General features: G+C 71.0%; 24 protein-coding genes. 8 read left to right on the top strand and 16 right to left on the bottom strand.

Features of this window, described 5'->3' with window-relative positions:
- Positions 1 to 128: 128 nt before the first annotated feature.
- The 5 genes from ACIBQ8_RS21185 to ACIBQ8_RS21165 form a co-directional block, all read right to left on the bottom strand.
- Positions 129 to 983, bottom strand: a complete 855-nt coding sequence (locus ACIBQ8_RS21185) for an FAD binding domain-containing protein (protein ID WP_397170571.1) — start codon at positions 981 to 983, stop codon at positions 129 to 131.
- The gene (locus ACIBQ8_RS21180) at positions 980 to 3,343 is read right to left on the bottom strand and encodes a xanthine dehydrogenase family protein molybdopterin-binding subunit (RefSeq protein ID WP_397192763.1); all 2,364 of its coding nucleotides are present in this window, start codon (positions 3,341 to 3,343) and stop codon (positions 980 to 982) included. Before ACIBQ8_RS21180 ends, ACIBQ8_RS21185 begins: the two co-directional genes overlap by 4 nt.
- A 32-nt stretch (positions 3,344 to 3,375) precedes the next feature.
- On the bottom strand, positions 3,376 to 3,858 hold the full coding sequence (locus ACIBQ8_RS21175) for a (2Fe-2S)-binding protein (RefSeq protein WP_352362730.1): 483 nt from the start codon (positions 3,856 to 3,858) through the stop codon (positions 3,376 to 3,378).
- Between the two features lie 72 nt (positions 3,859 to 3,930).
- A complete protein-coding gene (locus tag ACIBQ8_RS21170; protein ID WP_397192757.1) occupies positions 3,931 to 4,134 on the bottom strand; it encodes a hypothetical protein in 204 nt (67 codons plus the stop codon).
- On the bottom strand, positions 4,124 to 5,947 hold the full coding sequence (locus ACIBQ8_RS21165) for a PspC domain-containing protein (RefSeq protein ID WP_397192756.1): 1,824 nt from the start codon (positions 5,945 to 5,947) through the stop codon (positions 4,124 to 4,126). Before ACIBQ8_RS21165 ends, ACIBQ8_RS21170 begins: the two co-directional genes overlap by 11 nt.
- Before the next feature lie 114 nt (positions 5,948 to 6,061).
- Here ACIBQ8_RS21165 and ACIBQ8_RS21160 point away from each other — a divergent pair, with 114 nt between their 5' ends.
- The 3 genes from ACIBQ8_RS21160 (at position 6,062) to ACIBQ8_RS21150 (ending at position 8,966) form a co-directional block, all read left to right on the top strand.
- A complete protein-coding gene (locus ACIBQ8_RS21160; protein ID WP_358282268.1) occupies positions 6,062 to 7,270 on the top strand; it encodes a PspC domain-containing protein in 1,209 nt (402 codons plus the stop codon).
- Positions 7,267 to 7,899 (top strand): response regulator transcription factor, encoded by a 633-nt coding sequence (locus tag ACIBQ8_RS21155; protein WP_352323887.1) that lies wholly within the window; start codon positions 7,267 to 7,269, stop codon positions 7,897 to 7,899. Before ACIBQ8_RS21160 ends, ACIBQ8_RS21155 begins: the two co-directional genes overlap by 4 nt.
- Positions 7,900 to 8,075: 176 nt before the next feature.
- A complete protein-coding gene (locus ACIBQ8_RS21150; protein WP_397170567.1) occupies positions 8,076 to 8,966 on the top strand; it encodes a L,D-transpeptidase in 891 nt (296 codons plus the stop codon).
- 259 nt (positions 8,967 to 9,225) lie between these two features.
- On the opposite strand, the gene pcrA is transcribed toward ACIBQ8_RS21150, so the two are convergent.
- Positions 9,226 to 11,451 carry a DNA helicase PcrA gene (pcrA, locus tag ACIBQ8_RS21145; RefSeq protein WP_397170729.1) on the bottom strand — a complete coding sequence of 742 codons (2,226 nt, stop codon included), beginning with the start codon at positions 11,449 to 11,451 and terminating at the stop codon, positions 9,226 to 9,228.
- 125 nt (positions 11,452 to 11,576) lie between these two features.
- Between pcrA and ACIBQ8_RS21140 the strand changes: the two genes are divergently transcribed.
- Positions 11,577 to 12,296, top strand: coding sequence for a PIG-L deacetylase family protein (locus ACIBQ8_RS21140; protein ID WP_397170565.1), 720 nt, complete (start codon positions 11,577 to 11,579; stop codon positions 12,294 to 12,296).
- 45 nt (positions 12,297 to 12,341) lie between these two features.
- On the opposite strand, the gene ACIBQ8_RS21135 is transcribed toward ACIBQ8_RS21140, so the two are convergent.
- From ACIBQ8_RS21135 to ACIBQ8_RS21110, 6 genes are all read right to left on the bottom strand, one after another.
- On the bottom strand, positions 12,342 to 12,773 hold the full coding sequence (locus ACIBQ8_RS21135) for a PIN domain nuclease (protein WP_397170564.1): 432 nt from the start codon (positions 12,771 to 12,773) through the stop codon (positions 12,342 to 12,344).
- Entirely contained in the window at positions 12,767 to 12,967 is a 201-nt protein-coding gene (locus ACIBQ8_RS21130) for a type II toxin-antitoxin system VapB family antitoxin (RefSeq protein WP_397192755.1), read from the bottom strand. The genes ACIBQ8_RS21135 and ACIBQ8_RS21130 overlap by 7 nt, the downstream gene beginning before the upstream one ends.
- Before the next feature lie 227 nt (positions 12,968 to 13,194).
- Complete coding sequence (locus ACIBQ8_RS21125; RefSeq protein ID WP_397170561.1) at positions 13,195 to 13,875, bottom strand: lysostaphin resistance A-like protein; 681 nt, start codon at positions 13,873 to 13,875, stop codon at positions 13,195 to 13,197.
- A 188-nt stretch (positions 13,876 to 14,063) separates the two neighbouring features.
- Positions 14,064 to 14,321: a WhiB family transcriptional regulator gene (locus ACIBQ8_RS21120; protein WP_352323895.1), complete on the bottom strand. Its 258-nt coding sequence runs from the start codon at positions 14,319 to 14,321 to the stop codon at positions 14,064 to 14,066.
- Positions 14,322 to 14,387: 66 nt separating this feature from the next.
- Positions 14,388 to 15,035 (bottom strand): neutral zinc metallopeptidase, encoded by a 648-nt coding sequence (locus ACIBQ8_RS21115; RefSeq protein ID WP_397192754.1) that lies wholly within the window; start codon positions 15,033 to 15,035, stop codon positions 14,388 to 14,390.
- Positions 15,032 to 16,432 (bottom strand): glutamate--cysteine ligase, encoded by a 1,401-nt coding sequence (locus tag ACIBQ8_RS21110; protein ID WP_397170558.1) that lies wholly within the window; start codon positions 16,430 to 16,432, stop codon positions 15,032 to 15,034. Before ACIBQ8_RS21110 ends, ACIBQ8_RS21115 begins: the two co-directional genes overlap by 4 nt.
- Positions 16,433 to 16,624: 192 nt before the next feature.
- Between ACIBQ8_RS21110 and galE the strand changes: the two genes are divergently transcribed.
- Positions 16,625 to 17,602 (top strand): UDP-glucose 4-epimerase GalE, encoded by a 978-nt coding sequence (galE, locus tag ACIBQ8_RS21105; protein WP_352362707.1) that lies wholly within the window; start codon positions 16,625 to 16,627, stop codon positions 17,600 to 17,602.
- A gap of 85 nt (positions 17,603 to 17,687) precedes the next feature.
- Here the strand turns inward: galE and ACIBQ8_RS21100 are convergent, their stop codons facing one another.
- From ACIBQ8_RS21100 to ACIBQ8_RS21090, 3 genes are read right to left on the bottom strand one after another with little or no spacing between them, the layout of a single operon-like run.
- Positions 17,688 to 18,572, bottom strand: a complete 885-nt coding sequence (locus ACIBQ8_RS21100; RefSeq protein WP_397170557.1) for a hypothetical protein — start codon at positions 18,570 to 18,572, stop codon at positions 17,688 to 17,690.
- Positions 18,573 to 18,621: 49 nt separating this feature from the next.
- Entirely contained in the window at positions 18,622 to 19,392 is a 771-nt protein-coding gene (locus tag ACIBQ8_RS21095) for a hypothetical protein (protein WP_397170556.1), read from the bottom strand.
- A gap of 20 nt (positions 19,393 to 19,412) precedes the next feature.
- Entirely contained in the window at positions 19,413 to 20,228 is an 816-nt protein-coding gene (locus ACIBQ8_RS21090; protein WP_397170555.1) for a hypothetical protein, read from the bottom strand.
- A gap of 353 nt (positions 20,229 to 20,581) precedes the next feature.
- On the opposite strand from ACIBQ8_RS21090, the gene sucC reads away from it, so the two are divergent.
- The 3 genes from sucC to ACIBQ8_RS21075 all read left to right on the top strand — a co-directional run bounded on the left by sucC (position 20,582) and on the right by ACIBQ8_RS21075 (position 24,513).
- Positions 20,582 to 21,763 (top strand): ADP-forming succinate--CoA ligase subunit beta, encoded by a 1,182-nt coding sequence (sucC, locus tag ACIBQ8_RS21085; RefSeq protein ID WP_364338219.1) that lies wholly within the window; start codon positions 20,582 to 20,584, stop codon positions 21,761 to 21,763.
- Positions 21,764 to 21,766: 3 nt separating this feature from the next.
- A complete protein-coding gene (sucD, locus tag ACIBQ8_RS21080) occupies positions 21,767 to 22,642 on the top strand; it encodes a succinate--CoA ligase subunit alpha (protein ID WP_125644468.1) in 876 nt (291 codons plus the stop codon).
- 233 nt (positions 22,643 to 22,875) lie between these two features.
- Positions 22,876 to 24,513 carry a DUF6350 family protein gene (locus tag ACIBQ8_RS21075; protein WP_397170553.1) on the top strand — a complete coding sequence of 546 codons (1,638 nt, stop codon included), beginning with the start codon at positions 22,876 to 22,878 and terminating at the stop codon, positions 24,511 to 24,513.
- Here the strand turns inward: ACIBQ8_RS21075 and ACIBQ8_RS21070 are convergent.
- Positions 24,510 to 24,929: a hypothetical protein gene (locus ACIBQ8_RS21070; protein ID WP_397170552.1), complete on the bottom strand. Its 420-nt coding sequence runs from the start codon at positions 24,927 to 24,929 to the stop codon at positions 24,510 to 24,512. The genes ACIBQ8_RS21075 and ACIBQ8_RS21070 overlap by 4 nt on opposite strands.
- Positions 24,930 to 24,942 lie beyond the last annotated feature (13 nt).

Here is a 24,942-nt window from a genome sequence, read left to right as displayed (position 1 = left end):
GCCTGCCCCCCCGCAACGGGCAATGTCACCCCGGGCTCACACCCAACCCCCATCGACCCCACCTTCCCGTGGTGGTTGCCCACCCACCGGGGGGGGGGGGGCCCCCGGACGCGCCCCCCCCGCCTCACTCAGGGGGTCCCGGCGGCCGTGCGCACTGCCCGATGGGTCAGCACCCGGGCCAGGTGGCGGCGGTAGTCGGGCTGGGCGTGCAGGTCGGCGGGCGGCGAGGTGCCCTCCGCCGCCTCCTCGCACGCCTGCCGCACCCGGTCGCCGAGCTCGACGCCGCGCAACGCCGTCTCGGTCGCGCGGGCGCGCACCGGGGTCGGGCCCATGTTCGTCAGCGCGACCCTGGCCTCGGCGATCGAGCCGTTGGCACGCCTGACCGCGGCCGCCACGCCGACGATCGCCCACGACTGCGCGGTCCGGTGGAACTTCTCGTAGTGGAAGCCCCAGCCCTCGCCCAGCTTCGGCAGCTTCACCCCGACCAGGATCTCCCCGGCGCGCAGAGACGTCTCCAGGTAGTCGACGAAGAACTCGGCGGCCGGGATCTCCCGTTCGCCCTGCGCCGACGCGGCCACGATCACGCCGTCCAGCGCCAGCACCACGGCCGGCAGGTCACCCGCCGGGTCGGCGTGCGCCAGCGAGCCGCCGAACGTGCCCCGGTGCCTGATCGCCGGGTCGGCCACCCTGGCCGTGGCCAGCGCCACCAGCGGGGCGCCGGCGTTCACCACCGGCGACCGCATGACCTCGTCGTGCGTGGCCAGCGCGCCGATGAAGACGTGGTCGCCCCGGTCGTGCACGCCGTTCAGGCCGGGCAGCCGCCCGATGTCCACCAGCTTGGACGGATACGCCAGCCGCAACCGCAACAACGGCAGCAACGACTGCCCGCCGGCCAGCGCCTTGGCGTCCTCGTCGGCGGCGAGCTCCGCGCAGGCCGCCGAGAGCGAGTCGGGACGCACGTAGTCGAACGGTGCGGGGATCATCGCCGCGCTCCTTCCAGCGCTCGCCAGACACGCTCGGGCGTGCACGGCATCCGGATGTCGCCGACGCCGTAGGGCCGCAGCGCGTCCACGATCGCGTTCACCACCGCCGGGGTGGAGGCGATCGTGCCCGCCTCGCCGACGCCCTTGACGCCCAGCGGGTTGCCGGTCGCGGGGGTCTCGGTGCGGTCCGTCGTGAACGACGGCAGGTCGGCCGCCGACGGCAGCAGGTAGTCGGCCATGGTCGCGGTCAGCAGGTTGCCCTCGGGGTCGTAGACGGCCTCCTCGAACAGCGCCTGCGCCACGCCCTGCGCGATGCCGCCGTGCACCTGGCCCTCGACGATCAGCGGGTTGACCACCTTGCCGACGTCGTCCACGGCCACGTACGAGCGGATCCGGGTCATGCCCGTCTCGGTGTCCACCTCCATCGCGCACAGGTGCGTGCCGTGCGGGAAGGAGTAGTTGTCCGGGTCGAAGGTGGCCTCGGAGTCCAGCCGCGCCTCCACGCCGTCGGGCAGGTCGTGCGCCTGGAAGGCGGCGTAGGCCAGCTCCTGGATCGTGCGGCCCGACCCGGTGCCGCGCACCTTGAACACGCCGCCGTCGAACTCCAGGTCGTCGGGGGAGCACTCCAGCAGGTGGGCGGCCAGCTTCCTGGCCTTCTCCCTGACCTTCTCGCACGCCTGCAGCACGGCGATGCCGCCCACGACCAGCGAGCGCGAGCCGTAGGTGTCCATGCCCTTGTGCGCGACGGCCGTGTCGCCGTGCAGCACCCGCACGTCCTCGAACGGCACGCCCAGCGCGTCGGCCACGATCTGGCTCCACGCCGTCACGTGCCCCTGGCCGTGCGGGGACGTGCCGGTGATGACCTCGACCTTGCCGGTCGGCAGCATGCGCACCGAGCCGTGCTCCCAGCCGCCCGCCCCGAACCTGGCCGCCCCGAGCAGCCTCGACGGCGCCAGCCCGCACATCTCCGTGTACGTGCTGACCCCGATGCCGAGCTGCACCGGATCGCCCCGGTCCCGCCGGTCGGCCTGCTCGGCCCGCAGCTTGTCGTAGCCGAACAGCGACAGCGCCTTCTCCGTGGCCGCCTCGTAGTTGCCCGAGTCGTAGGTCAGCCCCGAGATCGTCGTGTACGGGAACTCCTCGTGCCTGATCCAGTTGCGCCGGCGCACCTCCAGCGGGTCCAGGCCCAGCTCGGCGGCGAGCTCGTCCATCGTCCGCTCGATGCCGAACGTCGCCTCGGGACGGCCCGCGCCCCGGTAGGCGTCCGTCGGCATCTTGGTGGTGAACACGCCCCGGCAGCCGAACTCGTAGGCGTCCATCTTGTAGATCGCGTTGAACATGGACGCCCCGAGCAGCGGCACCCCCGGCGTCACCAGCATCAGGTACGCGCCCATGTCGGCCAGCAGGTCGACCTGGAGCCCTCGGATGCGCCCGTCGGCGTCGGCCGCGAGGCGGATGTGCTGGAGCTGGTCGCGGCCGTGGTGCACGGTCAGGTTGCCCTCGGAGCGGGACTCCGTCCACTTGACCGGCCGGCCCAGCCGGCGCGCCATCAGCAGGCAGAGCACCTCCTCGGCGGTGACCTGCAACTTCGAGCCGAACCCGCCGCCCACGTCGGGGGCGATCACCCGCAGGTCGTGCTCGGGGATGCCGGTCACCACCGCGAGCATGACGCGCAGGATGTGCGGGATCTGGGTGGAGGTCCACATCGTGAACGAGTCGCCGTCGGTGTCCACCAGCACCGCCCGCGGCTCCATGGCCGTCGGGATGAGCCGCTGCTGCACGTACGTCCGGTCGACGACGACGGCGGCGCCCTCGAACGCCGCGTCGATGTCACCCGAGGTGATCTTCATGGAGAACGCCTGGTTGCCCGCCTCGTGCACCTTCGGGCTGTCCGGCGACAACGCCTCGCTCATGTCGAGCACCGCGGGCAGCGGCTCGTAGTCGACCTCGATGGCCTCCAGCGCGTCGGCCGCCCGGTACCGGTCGGTCGCGACCACGCAGGCCACGGCCTCGCCGACGTACCGGACCTCGGAGGTGGCCATCGGCGGGTGGTCGGGGATGACGACGTCGTCGGTCACCGGCCACGCGCACGGCAGGCTGCCCTGCTCGGCGGCGAAGTCCTGGCCGCTGAACGCGGCCACCACGCCGGGCAGGCCGCGGGCCGCCGACACGTCCACCCGGGTGATCCGGGCGTGGGCCATCGGGCTGCGCAGGAACATCACGTGCAGCGTGCCGGGCCTGGAGAGGTTGTCCGTCCAGCGCGTACGCCCCGTCAGCAGCCTGGCGTCCTCCTTGCGCCGGCGCGGCCGGCCCACCTCGTGCACGCCGGCCGGCTCGTTGAGCTGGCCGCTGCCGGCGATCTGCCCGGCGACGGCCTCGGGGCTCAGCTCGCTCACTGCGTCCTCACCGCCTGCCCCATCTCCTGCGCGCCGCGCTTCACCGCGCGCACGATGTTGCAGTAGCCCGTGCAGCGGCACAGGTTGCCCTCCAGCCCGTGCCTGATCGACTCCTCCGACGGCTCCGGGTCCTCCCGGACCAGGTCGATCGCGGCCATGACCATGCCGGGGGTGCAGTAGCCGCACTGCAGCGCGTGCTCTTCGTGGAAGGCCCGCTGCATCGGGTGCATCGACCCGTTCGCGCCCAGGCCCTCGACGGTGACGACGTCGCCGCCGTCGGCCTGCACGGCGAGGACGGAGCAGCTCTTCACGCTCTTGCCGTCGAGCAGCACCGTGCAGGCGCCGCAGTTGCTGGTGTCGCAGCCGACCGGGGTGCCGGTCCTGCCGAGCCGCTCACGTAGTAGATGGACGAGGAGGAGCCGCGGCTCGACGTCCTCCTCGTACTTGATCCCGTCGACGGTGACGGTGATTCGGGGCATACGTCCTCCCTCAGGAGCAGGGGGAAAGGCGGACACACCCGAAACTACGCCGGTGTTTTTCCCGGTCAAGGGTTACTTGCCGCGGACCACCCGGGCGATGATCGCCACCACCCCCGCGAAGGCCAGCCCCACCACGGTCAGCCCGGCCAGGAGCAGCGCGTCCGTGAGCACGCGGGTCACCACCAGGATGCCGAGCACCACGAACAACGTGCCGCTCAGCAGGGCCATCCAGTCGGTCCGGTGCAGGCGCCGGACCCGCTCGACGTCACGCGCCACGCCGCACCTCCATGTCGCCGAGGCCGCCCCGCAGGTTCAGCACGATCGTGAACTCCTCGTCCCCGGAGCCGACCTCGGGCTCCAGCACCTTGTCGAACTTGACGTCCACGCCGCCCCTGATCGACTGGTCGACCTTGATGTCGCCGACCTTGTTCATCGCGTGCACCTCGACCCTGGCCGTCGGCGGCACGATCACCGTCAGCTCGCCCACGGAGACCCGGGCGTCGAACGTCAGGCTCGTCCCCGGCAGCGCCTTCAGCTCCGTCAGGTCCAGCCGGCCGTCGCCGACGCCGACGTCGTAGACCTTGCCCGCCTCCGCGGGCTTGGTCAGGTACCAGGTGGAGTCGCCGAAGTTGCGCGGCAGGCCGCCCAGCATCAGCCCCAGGCCGATCAGCAGCGCGACCGTGGTGCCCGCCGCGACGAGACCGGCGCCGCGGCCCCACCAGGCGGCGATGAGCAGCCCGGCGCCGATGGTGATGAGCACGGCGCCGCCGACGATGGTCGGGCTCACGCCCGCGGCCGACCTGGCCTGGACCGCCACGACGATCCCTCCCACTATGATCGCGAGCAAGATGGTGATGACGCCGATGAACGACTTCGGGCGTCGTTTCCGGGGGGCCGGGGCGGGGGCCGGGCGGCCGTACAGGGCGGGGTCGTAGGGCGACTGGCCGGCCCGCCTGGCCGGGTCGAGCGGGCGGTAGGGGCCCTTCGGGGCGAAGGGCTCGCCGTAGCCGCTGTAGTCGATCGCGGTCCTGGGCTGGGGGCGGTAGGCGGGCGGCTCCTGCCGCGACGCCGCCTGAGCCTGAGTGTGGGGCCGCGGCTGCGGCTGCGCGGCCTCGATCCGCGTCTTCGGGGCCTCCGCGTGAGGGGCCTCCGCGTCAGGGATTTCCGCGTGAGGGGCCTCCGCGTGAGGGGCCTCCGCGTCAGGGATTTCCGCGTGAGGGGCCTCCGCGTGAGGGGGCTCCGCGTCAGGGGTCTCCGTGTCGGGGGCCTGCGCCTGGGGGGTCGCGTCCTGGGGGAGCCGGTGCTCCGCCGTCACGGCGCCGGCGGCCTCCATCGCCTGCGCCGCCTCGATCTTCGACATCTCGGCCCGGCCGGCCTCCGCCTGTCCCGCTTCGGGGGTCTCGGGCCGGTCCGTACGGGGCGTCTCGGCCTGCCGGCCGGCGGACATCGCCCGCAGCCGCGCGGCCACGGCTTCGGCGTGCGCGGCGGCCGTCGGCCTGGGGGCAGGGGCCGGGGACTCAGGGTGAGCCGTCACGGTGTCGCCGAGGCCGGACCAGCCCGATTCGGCGGGACGCACCCGGGGCGTGGCCGCGGGCGGCGCGTAGGGCGGCGCGGACGGCTCCGCGTCGGGGGAGCGCCGGCGGCCGAGCCGCTCGGGCATCGAGCGGGCCAGGCCCCGCAGGTCGACGCCTCTGGAATGGGCCGCGAGCAGCGAGACGGCCAGCAGCACGCCGACCACCAGCGTGCCGGTGTCGAGCCAGACGGTCGCGAGGTTGAGCGCGAGGCCGAACCCGAGCACCGCCGTCAGCAGCGCCATCACGGCCTCGGCGTCGAGGTCGCGGCGGGTCCACTGCTCGATGATCCCCGGCCCGCCGTTGGGCTCCTTCATCAGCAGGAACGCCGCGATGTACAGGAAGATCCCGATGCCCGAACCGAGCAGGAGCACGGCGAACGCCACGCGGAACACCACGGGGTCGATGCCGGTGTGCCGCCCGAGACCGGCGCAGACGCCCATGAGGAAGCGCCCTTCGCTGCTGCGTCGCAGCTCCCGGGGCGGGGCGGCGGGTTGCCTGGGCGGAGCTTCTGTCATGGAACCATCGTGGACCGTCGGGCGGGGTGGCCGCATCCGGGAGACCCCTGACTCGACCCTGGGGGTTGTTCCCTGATGCCCGAAGTGCCCGCGACATGTGACGATGGCGATGTTATGGCAGACCAGAAGACACTTGCCGAGCCCACCGGCGATCGACCCTATCGCCGGATGCTCCGCCCCATGGAGGGCCGCCTGCTCGGCGGCGTGGCCCAGGGGCTGGCGGCGCAGCTCTCCCTCGATCCCGTCGTGATCAGGCTGATGTTCGTGCTGCTCAGCGTCGTGGACGGGGTCGGCATGGTGGCCTACGCCGTGCTGTGGATGATCACTCCGCGTGAGCCGTACGAGGGGCAGCCGCCGCAGCGCGACTGGAGCCAGCTCGCCGCGTTCAGCGCGATCGGCGTGGCGCTGGCCGCGTTCGGCTGGCTGACCGGGGCCTCGAAGGGCGGGATCGGCATGTTGCCGTTCGCCGTCGGCGGCATCGGCGCGCTCATCCTGTGGCAGCAGGCCGACCCCGAACGCCGCAAGAACTGGGTCAGCGGCGCCACCAAGAGCATCCGGACCAACCGGGTGCGCACGCTGCTCGGCGTGACGCTGGTCGTCATCGGCGCGGCCGGCTTCCTGTACGCCCAGGGCGAGCTGGCCCAGGCCAGGCCCGGCCTGCTGTTCACCGTCGTCGTGGTCGGCGGCATCGCGGTCATCGCCGCGCCCTGGCTGGCCGGCCTGTGGAAGGAACTGCAGCTCGAACGGCGCGAGCGCATCCGGCAGGAGGAACGCGCCGAGGTGGCCGCCATGGTGCACGACTCGGTGCTGCACACGCTCACCCTCATCCAGCGCGTCTCCCACGACCCCCGCGAGGTCACCCGGCTGGCCCGCTCCCAGGAACGCGAGCTGCGCAACTGGCTCTACCAGCCCGCCCAGGACGCCGACGCCACCGTGGCCGCCGCCGTACGCCGGATCGCGGCCGAGGAGGAGGACTCGCACGGCGTGCCCATCGAGGTCGTCTGCGTCGGCGACATCGACCTCGACCCGCAGGGCAAGCTGGCGGCGATGCTCAAGGCGTCCAGGCAGGCGATGGTCAACGCGGCCAAATATTCTGAGAGCCCGGCCATCTCCGTCTACGCGGAGGTGGAGGGCTTGGAGGTGACCATCTTCGTGAAGGACCGCGGCAAGGGCTTCGACCTTGAGGCGGTGCCCCTCGACAGAATGGGCATCAGGGAGTCCATCATCGGGAGAATGGAACGTCACGGCGGCACGGCCAGGGTCCGCACCGAGCCCGGCGAGGGCACGGAAGTGATGCTGACGATGAAGGTGGACAAGCAATGACACGCGTGTTGATCGTCGACGACCACCGGCTGTTCAGATCCGGCGTACGCGCGGAGCTGGGCGACTCGATCGAGGTCGTGGGCGAGGCGGAGGACGTCGAGACGGCGGTCAAGGCCATCGCCGAGCACCAGCCCGACGTGGTCCTGCTCGACGTGCACATGCCCGGCGGGGGCGGCCAGGAGGTGCTGCGCCGCGTCCTCAGCACCGGCTCGCAGGTCCGCTTCCTCGCCCTGTCGGTCTCCGACGCCGCCGAGGACGTCATCGGCGTCATCAGGGGCGGCGCGCGCGGCTACGTCACCAAGAACATCAGCGGCAAGGAGCTCACCGACGCCATCCGCCGGGTGGCCGACGGCGACGCGGTCTTCTCGCCGCGGCTGGCCGGGTTCGTCCTCGACGCCTTCGCCTCCTCCGAGGCGCCCTCGATCGATCCCGAGCTCGACTCGCTGACCCAGCGCGAGCGCGAGGTGCTGCGGCTGATCGCCCGCGGCTACGCGTACAAGGAGATCGCCAAGGAGCTGTTCATCTCGGTCAAGACCGTGGAGACGCACGTGTCGTCCGTGCTGCGCAAGCTCCAGCTCTCCAACCGGCACGAGCTGTCCCGCTGGGCCACCGCGCGCCGCCTCGTCTGACCCCGCCTCCTGGACCGTTACAAGGTCGTTACGGCGATCCGTAGACGAATCACGGGTCTCAGTAGTCACACATGGAAGGAGAAGCACATAATCCAGGAGTAACCCCCTTGAATCGCGTCCCCCGGTTGCTTGCCATGGCCGCACTGGTCTCGGCTGCGGCCTGTTCGGCAGAAGGCGTGCCAGCCTCGCAGGCCCCGGCGGTCCGGACGACCGCCTCCGTGGGCGTCGCCGCGGCTGCCCACGTCGCGGCTCCGGCCAAGAAGGTCAAGCTCGACATCGCCGACATCACGCCCATGGCGGAGACGGCGGAGAAAGTCGGCGTCGGTTTTCCGATCATCGTCACGTTCGACCGGGATGTGAAGGACAAGGCCGCCGTAGAGGCGCTGCTGGAGGTCCAGGCCGACAAACCGGTCGAGGGCGCCTGGCGCTGGGTGTCGGCCCGCAAGGTCATCTACCGGACGAAGACGTACTGGAAGCCGCACCAGAAGGTGCTGTTCACCGCGCGCCTCAGCCAGCTCCCCGGCAACAAGGCCAAGGACGTCACCCGCCGCTTCGCCGTCGGCACCGCGAACATCTCGGTCGTCGACACCCGCAGGCACCAGATGAAGGTCTACCGGGACGGCAAGATCGCCAAGAAGATCGCGATCAGCGCCGGCCGGGGCGGCCTGCTGCGCAACGGCGTCGACGTCTACCTCACCACCAGCGGCGTGCACCTCACCATGGGCAAGAAGTCCGTCGAGACGATGACGTCGTCCTGGATGGGGGTGACCGACCCCAAGGACCCGCGCTACTACAAGGAGGAGATCCCTTGGGCGGTGCGCATCTCCGACAGCGGCGAGTACGTCCACCAGAGCGCCGGCTACTACCAGTACCTCGGCCGCTCCAACCAGAGCCACGGCTGCGTGCGCGCCACCCCGCAGGGCGCCAAGTGGTTCTACGGCATCGCCCAGCGCGGTGACGTCGTCAAGATCACCGGAACCAAGCGCAAGCTCGACTGGCGCAACGGCTGGAGCTACTGGCAGCTCAACTGGACCCAGTGGAAGCAGGGCAGCGCCCTCAAGCCCTGACCCGGCAGCGAACCGGCAGGGCCGCCCTCAAGCGCCCTGCCTCGCCCGGCCTTTGCTCGGCCCTCGCCCAATCCTCGCCTTGCCCTTGCTCGGCCCTTGCTCGGCCTTCGCCCGGCCCTCGCTCGGCTTTCACCGCCGCGAACCAGATGCCTCACACCCTCGACCCGCCGTCGAGGGCCCGGCACCTCAGCGCCTCGATCCGCCCCACGCCGTCGGGCGCCCGGCCCCGGCGGGGTGGGCGCCTGGTGACCCCCAAGGGTCAGAGCTTCTCCAGGGGGGCGTACGCCAGCAGCAGCGTCTTCTCCCCGTCGGCGCCGAAGTCGATCTTGACCTTGGTCTTCTCCGCCACCCCGTCCACGGCCACCACCGTGCCGAGCCCCCACTTGTCGTGCGTCACCCGATCGCCGGGCGTCAGCGACAGGACCTGCCGCGACCCGCCGCCGCTCCTGGGCGCCGGCCGCGCGGCCGGCTCACGCCGCGTCGCCGCGCTCCAGGCCGACTTCTCCGGGTCGGTACGCCAGTCGATGAGCTGCCCCGGCACCTCGTTGACGAACCGCGAGGCCGGGTTGAACGACGGCGACCCCCACGAGCTGCGCACCGCCGCCCGCGTGAGGTAGAGCCGCTTCTGCGCCCGGGTGATGCCGACGTAGGCCAGCCGCCGCTCCTCCTCCAGCTCCTTCGGCTCGCCCAGCGACCGGACGTGCGGGAACACGCCGTCCTCCATCGCGGTCAGGAAGACGACCGGGAACTCCAGCCCCTTGGCCGTGTGCAGGGTCATCAGCGTGACGACGCCCTGCCCGCCGTCGGCGTCGGGGATCTGGTCGGCGTCGGCGACCAGCGACACCTGCTCCAGGAACTCCACCAGCGTGCCCTCGGGGTTGGCCTCCTCGAACTCCGAGGCCACCGAGACCAGCTCGTTGAGGTTCTCCAGGCGGGACTCGTCCTGGGGGTCTTCGGAGGCCTCCAGCTCGGCGCGGTAGCCGGTGGCGACCAGGATCTCCTCGGCCAGCGTGGACGGCGGCACGCCCTCGGCCTTGGCGATCAGCTCTTCGAGCATCGCCACGAACTCGCGCACCGCGTTGAGCGAGCGCGTCGCCATGCCGTACGCCTCGTCGGCCCGGCGCAGCGCGTCCCAGAACGAGATGCGCTCGCGCGACGACAGCGCCTCGATCATCGCCTCGGCCCGCTCGCCGATGCCGCGCTTGGGCACGTTGAGGATGCGCCGCATCGACACGACGTCGGCCGGGTTGGCCAGCACCCGCAGGTAGGCCAGCAGGTCTTTGACCTCTTTGCGCTCGTAGAAGCGCACGCCCCCGACCACCTTGTACGGCAGCCCGGTGCGGATGAAGATCTCCTCGAACACGCGGGAGGCGGCGTTGGTCCGGTAGAACACCGCGACCTCGCTCGGCTTGACGCCCTCCTCGTCGCTGAGCCGGTCGACCTCCTGGGCCACGAACATGGCCTCGTCGTGCTCGTTGTCGGCGACGTAGCCCACGATCTTGGGGCCGTCGCCCTGGTCGGACCAGAGGTTCTTCGGCTTGCGGCCCTCGTTGCGCGCGATCACCGCGTTGGCCGCGGCCAGGATGTTCTGGGTGGAGCGGTAGTTCTGCTCCAGCAGGATCGTGCGGGCGTCGGGGTAGTCGCGCTCGAACTCCAGGATGTTGCGGATCGTCGCGCCGCGGAAGGCGTAGATCGACTGGTCGGCGTCGCCCACCACGCACAGCTCGGACATGTCGGCGCCCGAACGCACGACGTCGCCGTCGGCGGTGCGCAGCTCGGGATGGCCCACCAGCTCGCGGATCAGGATGTACTGGGCGTGGTTGGTGTCCTGGTACTCGTCGACCAGCACGTGCCTGAACCGCATCCGGTAGTGCTCGGCCACCTCGGGGAAGAGCTGGAACAACGTCACCGTGTTCATGATGATGTCGTCGAAGTCCATCGCGCCGGCCTCGGTCAGCTTGAGCTGATAGGCCTTGTACGCCTGCGCGAGCGTCTTCTCCAGGTGCGAGCCCGCCCTGTCGAGCGCGGTCTCGTAGTCGACCAGCTCGTTCTTGAAGTTGCTGACCTGCGCCGAGAACGAACGCGGCGGGTAGCGCTTCGGGTCGAGCTCCATCTCCCTGCAGACCATCGCCATCAGCCGCTGCGAGTCGGCCTGGTCGTAGATCGAGAAGCTCGACGGGAAGCCCAGCCGCTTGGCCTCGCGCCGCAGGATGCGCATGCAGGCGCTGTGGAACGTCATCACCCACATGGCCTTGGAACGCGGCCCGACGAGCTTGTCGATGCGCTCCTTCATCTCGCGGGCGGCCTTGTTGGTGAAGGTGATGGCGAGGATCTCGCCCGGATGGGCGTTGCGCTCGGCCAGCAGGTAGGCGATGCGGTGGGTGAGCACCCGCGTCTTCCCCGACCCCGCCCCCGCCACGATGAGCAGGGGGCTGCCATGATGGATCACGGCCTCGCGCTGCTGGGGGTTGAGGCCGTCGAGCAAGGGGTGGTCAACAGAGACTTGGGTCGGCACCCACCTAGGTTAAGACGCGCCACCGACAAACGGCGCCCGGAATGCCTCCGACGGGGTGCCGGTTGTCCTCCGTACAGGGTCCAGGAAGGGAAGCCATGCTGCCGGAAGCCGAGATCAACCGGGTACTTGTCGTGACCGCGCATCCCGACGACGTCGACTTCGCGGCGGCGGGAAGCGTCGCGCTGTTCGTGGAGCGGGGCGTGGAGGTCACGTACCTGCTCGTCACCGACGGTGACGCCGGCGGCAACGAGCGCACCTTGGACAACTCCGGCATGGCCGAGCTCCGCAGGACCGAGCAGCTCGCCGCGGCCAAGGCCGTCGGCGTGACGGACGTGCGCTTCCTCGGCCACGCCGACGGCCGCGTGGTGCCCACGCTCGACCTCCGGCGCGACATCGCCCGGGTGATCCGCCAGGTACGCCCCGATTTGGTCATCACCCACCACCCCGACCGCAACTACCAGTTCGTGGCCCCCAGCCACCCCGACCACCGGGCCGTGGGCGGGGCCGCGCTCGACGCGGTCTACCCCGACGCCCGCAACCCCTATGCCTTCCCCGAGCTGCTGCGCGAGGAGGGCCTTGAGGCGTGGACGGTCAGGGAGGTCTGGCTGAACGGCGGCCCCACCCCCAACCACTGGGTGGACGTCACCGCGGTCATGGACCGCAAGCTCGCGGCCTTGCAGTCGCACGTCAGCCAGGTCGCCCACGTCGAGGGCTTCGTCGACTTCGTCCGTGGCCGCTTCGCCGCCTGGGCGGAGCAGGCCGGCTTCGGCGAGGGCCACTACGCGGAGGGCTTCCAGGTCGTGCCCACGGCCTGACCTGGCTGACCCCGGCCTGGCCTGACCCGGTCTGACCGCCCCGGCTCAGGGGATCGAGCCGGGCGGCACCACCCAGAGCGCGGGCTGCCCGGTGACCTCCGAGATGACGTCGAAGTACCGGTCGTAGTGCAGGATCGTCGCCTGGTGCACCTCGGCACAGGCGGCGATCAGCAGGTCGCCCGGCCCGGCCGCCCGGTGGTGCGACCTGCCGGCGAGCATCGCCTGCACCTCCAGGGCCCGCGGCCCGACCTTCTTGTGCGCGATGGACAGCAGGCGGAAGCCCTCCCGCAGGTAGCGGGCGTCCCGCTCGTGGCCTTTGAGGTCACGGGCGCTGTAGAGCACCTCCAGTTGCGTGACCTCGCAGACGGCGAGCGTCCTGTCGAGGATGAGCGGTTCGAGGGCCCGGTGGACCGCTGGATGCGGCATGCGGGCCAGGGCGCTCTTGTCGATGAGGTAGACCACTCCGGTGGTCACCACGCATGCTTCATGATCCAAGGATCCAGAAGATGTGTATTGTCGCGGGTGCGCCAGTATTCGAAGGCTTCGCGGCGTTTGGCCCTTTCTGCGACCTCCGACAGGGCCGCGTTCACCGTCTCCTTCACGGTCGAGGTCCCCAGTTCGTGCTGGGCCAGTTCCAGAAGACCTGTGTCGATGTCGATCACCGTACGCATGCAACACCACCTCCGTACCTCCGGAGATATCAGAAATAGTGATCTTGGGGAGCGCCCTTCCCTGAGTGGTGTGCTTGCGGGCAGGGCGTGGCCGAGACGTTAGAGCATCGAGTCGGGCACATTGTGGACCGTTCCAAATCCCGGAGGAGAATCCTCATCTTCCGAGGTGGAAACCTCATCCCGGTCCGGAGGAGAACTCTCAACCCGGTTGCCCATCCGGGATGATTTCAGCGTTTCGCCGAGATCCTTGCGAAAAGGTAGCCGAGCGAGTTGGTCGCCAGGTGCAGCATCGACGGCGCCAGCAGCCCGCCGCGCCGCCGGAGCTCACAGAAGAGCACCCCCGCCGCCGCCGTGGACACCACGCTGCCCGCCACCACCCGCGCGACGTCGAGACGGGCGGCCGGCTCGCCGGCGGTCAGCGCGCCGAGCGCCGGGTTCGCGCGGGCCATGTCGATCGCCGGGAGGATGTGCCAGAGGCCGAACAGGGCCGAGGAGACCGCCGTGGCGGCGGCCGGGCCGTGGCGGCGGGCCAGCATGCCGTGCAGCGCGCCGCGGAACCCGACCTCCTCCAGCAGGACCGTGCCCAGGGGGACCTGGAGCAGGGCCTCCTCCAGGGCGCGGGCGCGCGAGAGCGACAGGGCGCGCTCGTCGTGGAAGAGCGGCCTGGTGCGGGGCACGGCGATGCCCACGGTGTAGACGGCGGCCACCGCCGCGGCCAGCGCGCCGCCGACGGCCGCTCCGCGGGACGCCTTCTCGAACCCCAGCTCACGCCACGACACCCCGTGCCTGCGTGCCATGGCCACGAGCGCGGCGGTGGCGGCGGCGGACGTCAGGGGGGCGAGCCTGGGGGCGATCTTGTTGTTGAGAACGTTGGCGGCGGTGAGGACGGCGATCGAGCGCAACAGCACCCCTGCAGGCTACGTCCCACCACAACACAACGGCGTCACACCATGAAGCCGGGGACGGCGTCCGGGGACGGAGTCAGGAGGGCGGGGGCGTCACACCGTCCGACGGGACGGCGTCAGGGGACAGGGGGATACGCCATCCGGTGCGGACGGCGGACGGCGGACGGGGGCGGGGTGGTCGGTGGGGTGGGTCAGGAGGCGGCGGAGTTGCGCCAGCCCGCGGGGAAGCGGGTGCGACGGCGTTCCTGGGGGGTGAGGCCGCCCCAGATGCCTTCCGTCTCGCCCTCCCGTAAGGCGTAGGAGCGGCACTCGTCGATGACCGGGCAGCGGGCGCAGACCGCCTTCGCGCGGGCCTCCTGCAACGGTGAGGGCGCGAGCGGGAAGAAGAGGTCAGGGTCGCTGGACCTGCACGCGCCTCTGCGCAGCCAGCCGATCTCCTCCAGTGGCATGCCTCCACCGTAGGGGCAGGTCATGATCAGACACATCATCCTCTGGGTTGACCCGCGCGTACATCCTCAGCAGGCGCCCACGCCGTCGTCGTAGCCGCCGGCGAAGGAGGCCTGGCGTTGCTCGGCGGTGCCGTGGGCGGCGGGGTTCAGCCAGTCGTCCGTGGGGTCGCCGGCGGCCTCCAGGCTGGTCATGAGCTCGTCCTCGTCACCGGGCTGGGCGCGCAGGGAGCCTGAGCCGACCAGGGCCGCCAGCGTCCCGCCGGCGTAGCAGTCGGCCTGCAGCTCGGCCTGGACGTTGAGCTCGAAACCGGTCCTGAGCTGGGCCTGGACGGCGTGCCCGAACTCGTGGGGGATGATCACGTAGACCGAGCCGTCGCCCATGTCGTTCCACAGGGACTCCATCCAGGCCTGGTCATAGGCGATGAAGTGGCCCTCGGGGCAGTAGAAGGCGTTGTTCGGCACGGACGGCTCGCCCCCGCAGGAAGGCCCCGAACTCCCGGAGTAGGGAATGAAGTCGGCGATAGGCCGATATGTCATCCCCTGCTGGTCGAAGAACTCCGTCCAGAACGACTCGGTGAGCGTGCGCGCGGCCCGGATGTCGTCCTCGAACGTGTCGGCCCCCTGCACGTCCCTCGACGCGGGCCGGGTGAGGCCGCAGCCGGCCAGCAGCAGGACGAGGGCCAGGACGAGGAGGCGGGGTCGCACGAGGTTCACACGTCCCAAGTGTGCACCGGATCGTTGCCGTGCATGCGGTCGATGTAGTCCAACGTCATGGCGCGTAACGCCTCGTGGCGGTCGCCGCCCTGCGCGCGCACCCGTTCGACCTGCCAGGTCGCGCCCGTGCGGCCGGTCAGGCAGCGTCCCTCGATGATGCCGAGCAGCCGGTCGGCGACCGGCGTGTGCACCCCCCACGCGGCCAGGCCCTCGCGCGCCATGGGCAGCAGCCGCCGCAGGATCAGCTCGGCCGCCGGCACCTCGCCCAGCCCCGGCCAGTACAGCCGGGCGTCCAGGCCGTGCCGGGCCGCGGCGGCGAGGTTGTCCTCGGCGGTGCGGAAGGACATCTGGCTCCAGATCGGCCGCTCGGCCGACGGGAGCACGCGCATCAGGCCGTAGTAGAACGCGGCGTTCGCGGCGATGTCGGCGACCGTGGGCCCGGCGGGCAGGACGCGGTTCTCCACGCGCAGGTGCGGCACGCCGTCCACGACGGCGTAGACGGGCCGGTTCCAGCGGTAGATGGTGCCGTTGTGCAGGGTCAGCTCGTGGAGCTGGGGGATGCGTCCCTGGTCCAGCTCGGCCCGCGGGTCCTCCTCCTCGCACAGGGGCAGCAGCGCCGGGTAGTAGCTGACGTTCTCCTCGAACAGGTCGAAGACGCTGGTGATCCAGCGTTCCCCGAACCACACCCGCGGCCGCACGCCCTGGGTCTTCAGCTCGGCCGGACGCGTGTCGGTGGCCTGCTCGAACAGCGCGATCCTGGTCTCCCGGTGCAGCTCCTTGCCGAACAGGTAGGGGGAGTTGGCCGCGACGGCGACCTGGGGGCCCGCGATGACCTGGGCGGCGTTCCAGTGCGGCGCGAACGCCTCCGGGCTCACCTGGAGGTGGAGCTGGACGCTGGTGCACGCGGCCTCGGGCGCGACGCTGTCGGCGTGGGTGTCGAGGCGTTCCACGCCCTCGATGCACAGGTGCAGATCCTCGCCGCGGGCGGCGAAGATCTGCTCGTTGAGCAGGCGGTAGCGGGGGTTGGCCGACAGGGTGCCCTCGCTGATGTCCTGCTCGCGCAGCGTGGGCAGGATGCCGACCAGCACCAGGTGCCCGTCCTGCGAGCGGGCGCGCTCCTCGGCGTGGTTGAGCCGCCTCCGTACGTCCGCCTCCAGGTGCAGCGGGCCGTCGCCGGTCAGCTCACGGGGCTCGACGTTGATCTCGATGTTGAACTGGCCCAGCTCGGTGGCCCAGTCCGGCTGCTCGATCGCGGCCAGCACCTGGGCGTTGCGCATGGCGGCCTCGCCGCGGGCGTCCACGATGTTGAGCTCGATCTCCAGGCCGGCGCGGGGGCGGTCGAACTCGAAGCGGGACTCGCGCAACATCTGGGCGAAGACGTCGAGACATCGACGCACCTTTTCCCGATATTTCCGGCGATCGTCCCGGCTGAACACGACGACTGGCACGTCCCTGCCCATACCAGGAAATGTCGCACGGCTGGGCCGACATGACCAGCCGGAGATCGACCCGAAGTCCCCGCGGCCCGGACCACACGAAGATCATCGGGACGGCGCGCGACCCCCGTGACATCCCCGTAGGGTTCGGGCATGCGCGTATTGATTACCGGTGGGGCGGGCTATATCGGCAGCACGATCGGGTCGGCGTGCCTCGACGCCGGCATCGAGCCCGTGATCCTCGACAGCCTCGTGACGGGCCGCAGGGAGTTCGCCGACGGACGGGTCTTCTACGAGGGCGACATCGGCGACGGCGCCCTCGTCGACAAGATCTTCGCCGAGCACCCCGACATCGAGGCCGTCGTCCACTGTGCGGCCCTGATCGTCGTGCCCGACTCCGTCGCGGACCCGGTCGGCTACTACCGCGCGAACGTCGCCAAGAGCCTGGAGTTCGCCGACCATCTGCTGCGCAACGGCTGCGAGCGGATGATCTTCAGCTCGTCCGCGTCGATCTACCAGGCGGGCGCCGACCACACCGTGGACGAGAGCTCGCCGCTCGCCCCGCAGAGCCCGTACGCGCGGACCAAGGCGGTCTGCGAGGCCATGTTCGCCGACATCGCCGCCACCCGGCCGATCCGCATCCTGTCGCTGCGCTACTTCAACCCGATCGGCGCCGACCCGGCCATGCGCACGGGCCTGCAACTGCGCCGTCCCAGCCACGCCCTGGGCAAGATGATCGAGGCGTACGAGGACGGCGTGCCGTTCGCGATCACCGGCACCGGCTACCCGACCAGCGACGGCACGGGCATCCGCGACTACGTGCACGTCTGGGACCTGGCCGCCGCGCACGTGGCCGCGCTGCGCCGGTTCGACTCCCTGGACGCCGATGTGATCAACCTCGGCACCGGCGCGGGAACGACGGTCCGCGAGCTGGCCGAGGCGTTCAACCGGGTCGTCGACCGGCCGATCGACGTGGTCGAGGCGCCCGCCCGGCCCGGTGACGTGGCGGGCGCGTACACCCGCAGCGACCGGGCGCGGCGGCTGCTCGGCTGGGAGACGCGGTTCACCGTCGAGGAGGGCATCAGGCACTCGCTGGAGTGGGCCGCCCTGCGCGACTCCCGCCTCGCCTGACCCACGTCCGGCGGACGCGGGCCGGGCCCGCGCCTGTCCCGCCAAGCGGCGACGGGACGGGCGCGGGCCGCGGCGCCGGCGGGTGCTACTTGGCGACGCTGACGCCGAACGGCAGGTCGAGGGAGGAGATGTCGTCCTTGCCGTTCTCGAACTCGCTGGAGACGTCCTCAGCCGTCGGAGCCTTGATCGACACGGCGCCGCCCCAGCCGGTGAAGCGGGTGTCGACCCGCACGCCGTCCTTCTTGGAGCCCGAGCCGGTGATCGCGGCCTGCGGGAACGTGGCCACCAGGCGCACCGGCAGGCCGGCCGCGTTCACGGTGAGCTTCCAGCTGATGACGCTCTTCAGCGCCTTGGCCGTGGGGCGCGGGTCGATGGCGGTCGCCCGGTACCAGGGGGAGATCTTCCGCAGGTCGCGGACGGTGATCGTGCCGGCGTAGCCGCCGCTCACCGGCTTGGCGGTCTTGATCAGGGTCTTGAGCGTGCCCTGCTCGGCGACGTTCACCGGCTGGCCGAACGTGCCGGTGATGCCGCCCGTCGGGCCGTGCGGGGCCTTGAACCAGGTCTCGCCCTCGGGCAGGACCGTGGTCCACATGCCGCCGGACAGGTACGACGTCGTGCCGATCCGGATCGTGCGCTCGGGCGTGGCGAGGGCCTTGAGCTCCTCCGGCGCCTCGTCGCCCAGGTCGGACAGGTTGAGGGCGAACTTGCCCGTGATGTCCGAGGCGGCGACCCCCGACCTGCTGAACTGGAAGGTTCCCGTGCGCCGGATGAAGACCTCGCTGCGCGTGCCGTCGGTGATGCTGATGCGCTCGCTGAACTTCACCCCCTTGCCGGGGACGAGCTGCTTCTTCACGGCGGTCACGGGGTTCTTGGGCGCGGCCGCCTGGGCCGGCGCCGCCAGCAGCGCGGGGGTGGCGGCCACCAGGGCGGCGGCCGTCGCCAGCGCGACGCCGGTGAGGGTTCGCTTCATGTGCGGTTGTGTCCTTGGTTCGAGGGGGGATTGTCGACAGCTCGGCGGCTCAGTCGAACAGGCCGAGCGAGCTGGTGGAACCGTCGGGGATGGCCTGGCGGAGCTTCTCGGCCCTCGCCCGCTTCTCGGCCACCCAGTCCTTGTAGGTGATGATCTCGTCCGCCGGAGGGGCCTTGACGCTGACCTTCCCGCCCCAGCCCGAGAGCCGGGTCTCGACGACGCTCCGCCCGCCAGGCGTGACGTCCTGGCCGGTCACGACGTGGTCGGGCAGCGCCTGGGCGTTCAGGCCCAGCCGGTAGTAGAACCCTTCGTACGCGCCGGCCCCGCGCGCCTGCGCGAGGGTCAGCGCGCCACGCCGGAGGCCGTCCTTGACGCCGGAGGCGTGCGAGACCAGGGCCTTGACCGTCTTGGGCGCCAGCACGTCGACCGGCTGGGCCGAGGTGATCACCTTGCCCTTGAGGTGCTCCATGAGCACCCACGTCCGGCCCATGGGCAGGTCGTCGGCCAGGTCGGCGGCCTGCACGTACACCTTGCCGCCGACGCTGATCCAGCGCTGCCGGCTGTCGTCCTTGCCGACCGTCCTGAACACGACGTCGGCCGCGACGGGCCCGGACGCGCCGAACTCCACGGAGCCGGCCATGCGGGTGACCTCGCCGTCGCGCGGACGCTTCGACTCGGTCCGTGCGGTCTCGGAGATCGTCACCCCGTGGCCCGGGACGAACTGCCGCTTGAGTGCGGTGACGGGGTCCACGGCCGCCTGTGCGGGGACGGCCGGGATGAGTGCCGCGGCCGTCACCGCGGCCGCGAGCAATCGCTTCATGAGTGTCCTTAGAAGGGGGGCTACCTGATGTTGCCCAGGGAGTTGAGTGAGCCGTCCGGGATGTCCTTCGGAACGGTGCTGTCGTCGGAGAGGTCGGCGATGTCGGCCACCTGGTCGGCCGGCGGGGCCTTGACCTTGACCTTGGCGCCCCAGCCGGTGTAGCGGGTCTCGGTCGTGCTGTGGCTGGCGCCGAGGATGCCGAAGTCGAGGGTCCAGTCGCTGACGACCCTGGTGACCAGGCCCTTGGAGTTCACGGCGAGCAGGTACGAGACCTTGACCTTGGCGACCTTCTTGTCGACGTTCTGGCCGTAGATCTTGCCGAGCTCCTTCACCGTGACCGAGCCGCGGTAGATGCCGCCCTTGGTGCTCGCGGCGTGGGAGACGAGCGCCTTCAGCACCTTGGGCTCGAAGATGTCCAGCATCTGGTTGGAGGTGCTCATCTGGAGGCCGGTGTCGGGGTAGCGCACCCACTTCTTGCCCTCGGGCAGACCCTCGCTGTAAATGCCGCCCTGCGCATATACGTGCTTGCCCACGGTGATCGTCCGGGACGGCATCAGCGCCGCGTACAGGTCGGCGCTCTTGCCGGAGGCGTGATTGCGTACGTCCGAGGCGACGATTCCGGACCGGCCGAACTCCAGAACGCCGGACGTCTTCGTGGCGCCGGTGCTCTTGCCGTCCATCGAGGTGCGGGACGTCTCGGTGAACCGTACGCCGTGTCCGGCGACGTACTGCTTCTTCAGCGCCTTCGCCGGATCCGCGGGCGCGGCCTGGGCCGGGGTCGCGGTCACGAGCGCCGCCGCGGAGGCCAGGGCCAGGCCCGCGATAATTCGCTTCATCCGATTCCTTCAGATCAAGAATGAGGGGAGCAGGAATCCTGCCAATTGAAGATCACGACCATATATCGACAGACACCGCATAAGGCAGCGAATTGGTGCACTTTCGGTGCAGAGAGGGACATGGTGAAGTGAGATCACCGTCACATAGCGGAAGAACCGTGCCCCGATGACCTGTGCAGGTCAAGCTTGGGGCTAGGCTTCACTGGCGGAAACGCCCGGCACGCACCCCTGAGCGTAGGAGCTCGCCGTGAGAGAGCGAGGCACGAAGCCGACACGAGCGGCGAGCGGACGCGACCGTAAGCGCAGTTGCCCGGGCCGTCGAACATCAGTCGGATAAGCAAGGACGGACCCTCGTGGACCTGTTCGAACATCAGGCGAAGGAGCTCTTCGCTGACTACGGCATCCCGGTGCCACGCGGCATCGTCGCCAACACCGTGGAGGAGGTGCGGGCGGCGGCTGAGGAGCTGACCGGCCGCGTTGTCGTCAAGGCCCAGGTCAAGACCGGCGGTCGCGGCAAGGCCGGCGGCGTGAAGGTGGCCGACGACGCCGCCGACGCCGTCGAGAAGGCCACCGCCATCCTCGGCATGGACATCAAGGGCCACACGGTCCACAAGGTGCTCGTGGAGGAGGCCAGCGCGATCGCGGAGGAGTACTACTTCTCCTTCCTGCTCGACCGCGCCAACCGTACCTTCCTCGCGATCTGCTCCGCCGCCGGCGGCATGGACATCGAAGAGGTCGCCCACAGCACGCCCGAGAAGGTCGCCAAGGTGCCGGTCTCGGCCCTCGACGGCATCGACCGCGCCAAGGCCCGCGAGATCGCGGTGGCCGGCGGGCTGCCCGAGAAGTCGCTCGACGGCGCCGCCGAGCTCATCGAGAAGCTGTGGTGCTGCTTCGTCGACGAGGACGCCACGCTGGTCGAGGTCAACCCGATGATCCTGTCGGCCGACGGCCAGGTGAAGGCCCTCGACGGCAAGGTCACCCTCGACGAGAACGCCGGCTTCCGCCAGGCCGACCACGAGGCGCTGGCCGACAAGGCCGCCGAGGACCCTCTGGAGGCCAAGGCCAAGGAGAAGGACCTCAACTACGTCAAGCTCGACGGCAACGTCGGCATCATCGGCAACGGCGCGGGCCTGGTCATGTCCACCCTCGACGTGGTGGCCTACGCGGGCGAGGCGTTCCCCGGCAAGCCGTCCCCGGCGAACTTCCTCGACATCGGCGGCGGCGCCTCGGCCGAGGTCATGGCCGCGGGCCTGGAGATCATCCTCTCCGACCCGAGCGTCAAGTCGATCTTCGTGAACGTCTTCGGCGGCATCACCGCCTGCGACGCCGTGGCCAACGGCATCGTCTCGGCGTTCAAGCTGCTGGAGAGCCGCGGCGAGGCCGTGACGCACCCGCTGGTGGTCCGCCTCGACGGCAACAACGCCCAGCTCGGGCGGCAGATCCTGGCCGACGCCGCGCTCCCGCGGGTCGAGCTGGTTGACACGATGGACGACGCGGCCAAGCGGGCCGCCGAGCTCGCTGCGGTAGGTGCGTGAGTCATGGCTATCTGGCTGACCGAGAACAGCAAGATCATTGTTCAGGGCATGACCGGCGGTGAGGGCACCAAGCACACCCGCCGCATGCTCGCCTCCGGCGCGAAGGTCGTCGGCGGCGTCAACGCCCGCAAGGCGGGCATCACGCACGAGGGCCTGCCCGTGTTCGGCACGGTGAAGGAGGCCATGGAGCAGACCGGCGCCGACGTGTCGGTCGTCTTCGTGCCGCCGGCCCACACCAAGGCCGCCGTCAAGGAGGCCGTCGACGCCGAGATCCCGCTCTGCGTCGTGATCACCGAGGGCATCCCGGTCCACGACTCGACCGAGTTCTGGGCGTACGCGGTGGCCAAGGGCAACAAGACCCGCATCATCGGGCCCAACTGCCCCGGCATCGCCTCGCCCGGCGCGTCCAACGCCGGCATCATCCCCGCCGACATCACCACCGCCGGCCGCATCGGCCTGGTCTCGAAGTCCGGCACGCTGACCTACCAGCTCATGTACGAGCTGCGCGACTTCGGTTTCTCCACCGCGGTCGGCATCGGCGGCGACCCGGTCATCGGCACCACGCACATCGACGCGCTCCAGGCCTTCCAGGACGACCCCGACACCGACGCGATCGTGATGATCGGTGAGATCGGCGGCGACGCCGAGGAGCGGGCCGCGGCCTACATCGAGCAGCACGTCACCAAGCCGGTCGTGGCCTACGTCGCGGGCTTCACCGCCCCCGAGGGCAAGACGATGGGCCACGCCGGCGCCATCGTCTCCGGCTCGGCCGGCACCGCCCAGGCCAAGAAGGAGGCCCTGGAGAAGGTCGGCGTCCGCGTCGGCAAGACCCCCTCCGAGACGGCCCGCCTGATGCGCGAGATCATGCAGTCCCGCTAGTCACGCATGGAAAAGCCCCGCCTGGCCGCCGCCATGCGGGGCTTTTCCATGCCGCCGGGCGTCCCAGGGCCCGCCGGGCGGCGGGTAAAGGGCACGGAAAGGGGGCGAGGCGGGTTCGCGGAGGGCTCACGGCGGCGAAGAGGCGCGTTCGCGGGCGGCTCACGGCGACAAAGTGGACCCGCTGCGGCGCGTCAACCAAGCGATGGTTGGGAAAGATTGAGAAAATCGCATCTGTGACGGCCATTCTCGACCAGTTGCGTACCGCCCCCAAGTCGGTGCTCGGCAAGCTCCCCGGGGTCTCGACCGACGACGACGAGACGAGGCGGCCGCTACCCGTGTCGGGCATGCTCGCCGCCGCCTGCACGCTCGGCGTCGGCCTGGCCGTGCTCACCACGCTCACCCTCGTCGGCTGGATCGCCGCGCCGCGCGGCACGCTCGGCGCCGGCCTGCCCGGTGTGTTCCGCGCGGCGGCGCAGCTCTGGCTGGCCGCGCACCACGCGGGGTTCGCGATGCCCGGCGGCCGGGTCGGGCTGCTGCCCCTCGGGCTGATGGTGCTGCCCGCGTTCCTGCTCTACCGCGCCGGCCGGTGGATGGCCCGCGACGCCGACCTGCGGCTGCGCCTGCCCGCCCGGCTGCCCAAGAACAGCCCGCGCGAGCAGGCCAACGCCCGCCGCCGCGCGCAGCTCGCGCTGGTCGGCCAGGCCGGCGTCTCGCTGGCGGCCCCCTACGCGCTGCTGGCCGGGCTGATCGCGCTGGTGGCGAGCAACGAGATCACCCAGCCGTTCATCGGCGAGGCGCTGCTCAGCCACTTCGTGCTGGCCTTCCTGGCGGGCTCGCTGGCCACCGCGCGCATGATCGGCCCGTGGCGGATCATGCTCAAGCTGCTGCCCGAGCGGCTGCGGGCGGTCACGGTCGGCACGGCCGTCGCCACCACGGCGCTGCTGGCGTCCGGGCTGGGGCTGGTGCTGGTCGCGGTCGTGCTCAACTTCGGCCAGGTCAAAGACCTGTCGGACGTGCTCGCGCCGGGCTTCGTCGGCGGCGTGCTGCTGTTGCTGCTCCAGCTCCTCTACCTGCTCAACGCCGTGATCTGGGCCTCCTCCTACATCGCCGGCCCCGGCTTCGCCATCGGCGCGGACACGCTGGTCGCACCGACCGGCGTCGAGCTCGGCACGGTGCCGAGCCTGCCGCTGCTGGGCGCGCTGCCCGAGAGCGGGCCCGTGCCGGCGTGGATGATGGCGGTGATCGCGCTGCCGTTCGCGGCGGGCGCGGTGGCGGGCGTGTTCGTGGCCCGGATCTCGCCCTCGCATTCGTACGAGGCCGCCCCCCTGTGGGGCTTCCTGACCGGTGTCTCCACCGGCCTGGTCGCCGGCCTGCTGGCCGCGCTGTCCGGCGGGCCCATCGGCGGCGGCCGGCTGTCGGCGATCGGCCCGTCCCCGTGGGAGGTGGCCCTGTCGGTGGCCCTGGAGGTGGGCGTGGCGGCCGGCATCTCGGCGGGCGTGGCCAACCTGCTGCTGCTCAACAAGAAGGCCCGCGCGCCGCTCGACAAGGCCGCCGCGCCGGTCCGCAAGGCGGGCGCGGCCATCGCCAAGGCGGCCAGCAAGGTGGGCCTGGCCGAGTCCGACCCGCGCCCGCTGCCCGGCCACTGGATGGACGCCACCGAGGCCGACACCCAGGAGATCCCGGTCATCAGGGACGACTGGCAGGACGAGCACGCCTCCGCCGAGGCCGAGACCCTGGCCCAGGCCCGCCCGCGCCCGGCCGAGCCCTCAGGCGGCCCGGCCCGCCCGCCGCGCAAGGACATCGTGGACGAGTCCGACGACCGCGGCGGTCACGTCATCTACGTCGACCCCTACGCCTGGGACCGCGACTAGGACTGCATGGCTCCGAGCAGCTGGAGGACGTCGGGCGGCAGCTTGCGCTGCGCGGCGTCGCGGAACTGGGTGAAGCACTCGCCCTGGGCCGAGACCGTGCCCGCGCCCTTCATGCACTCCTGGTAGGCGGAGTATTCGTCCATCAGGTAGAGCTGCATCCCCGTGGCCATCGCCGACAGGGCCAGCGCGATGGAGGAGATCGTGATGCCGCCGACGGCCGTGCCCGTGGGCTTGTGGGCGTTGCGCAGCCGCGGCAGCGCGCGGATGCCCGACATGAGCGCGAACAGGGCCATGACCAGGCCGGCGAGCGGCAGCATGAACGTCATGGCCAGCGCCGCGATGGACAACCAGATCGCACGGCGACCCGCTGAATCGGCGGGCTGCTGACCCGCCGGTGCCTGCACCGGTGTCGACACCTGACCTCCTCTG

The organism is Nonomuraea sp. NPDC049646, assembly GCF_044465525.1.
Taxonomy (GTDB): domain Bacteria; phylum Actinomycetota; class Actinomycetes; order Streptosporangiales; family Streptosporangiaceae; genus Nonomuraea.
This window is presented reverse-complemented; position numbering and strand designations above follow the sequence as displayed.

Bases quoted from the DNA above. Each gene is read 5' to 3' on its own strand.
- ACIBQ8_RS21175 (WP_352362730.1), bottom strand. From the start codon at position 3,858: ATGCCCCGAATCACCGTCACCGTCGACGGGATCAAGTACGAGGAGGAC.
- ACIBQ8_RS21095 (WP_397170556.1), bottom strand. From the start codon at position 19,392: ATGAAGCGATTGCTCGCGGCCGCGGTGACGGCCGCGGCACTCATCCCG.
- galE (WP_352362707.1), top strand. From the start codon at position 16,625: ATGCGCGTATTGATTACCGGTGGGGCGGGCTATATCGGCAGCACGATC.
- ACIBQ8_RS21140 (WP_397170565.1), top strand. From the start codon at position 11,577: ATGCTGCCGGAAGCCGAGATCAACCGGGTACTTGTCGTGACCGCGCAT.
- ACIBQ8_RS21100 (WP_397170557.1), bottom strand. From the start codon at position 18,572: ATGAAGCGAACCCTCACCGGCGTCGCGCTGGCGACGGCCGCCGCCCTG.
- ACIBQ8_RS21090 (WP_397170555.1), bottom strand. From the start codon at position 20,228: ATGAAGCGAATTATCGCGGGCCTGGCCCTGGCCTCCGCGGCGGCGCTC.
- ACIBQ8_RS21155 (WP_352323887.1), top strand. From the start codon at position 7,267: ATGACACGCGTGTTGATCGTCGACGACCACCGGCTGTTCAGATCCGGC.
- ACIBQ8_RS21130 (WP_397192755.1), bottom strand. From the start codon at position 12,967: ATGCGTACGGTGATCGACATCGACACAGGTCTTCTGGAACTGGCCCAG.
- ACIBQ8_RS21165 (WP_397192756.1), bottom strand. From the start codon at position 5,947: ATGACAGAAGCTCCGCCCAGGCAACCCGCCGCCCCGCCCCGGGAGCTG.
- ACIBQ8_RS21160 (WP_358282268.1), top strand. From the start codon at position 6,062: ATGGCAGACCAGAAGACACTTGCCGAGCCCACCGGCGATCGACCCTAT.
- ACIBQ8_RS21120 (WP_352323895.1), bottom strand. From the start codon at position 14,321: ATGCCACTGGAGGAGATCGGCTGGCTGCGCAGAGGCGCGTGCAGGTCC.
- ACIBQ8_RS21185 (WP_397170571.1), bottom strand. From the start codon at position 983: ATGATCCCCGCACCGTTCGACTACGTGCGTCCCGACTCGCTCTCGGCG.
- sucD (WP_125644468.1), top strand. From the start codon at position 21,767: ATGGCTATCTGGCTGACCGAGAACAGCAAGATCATTGTTCAGGGCATG.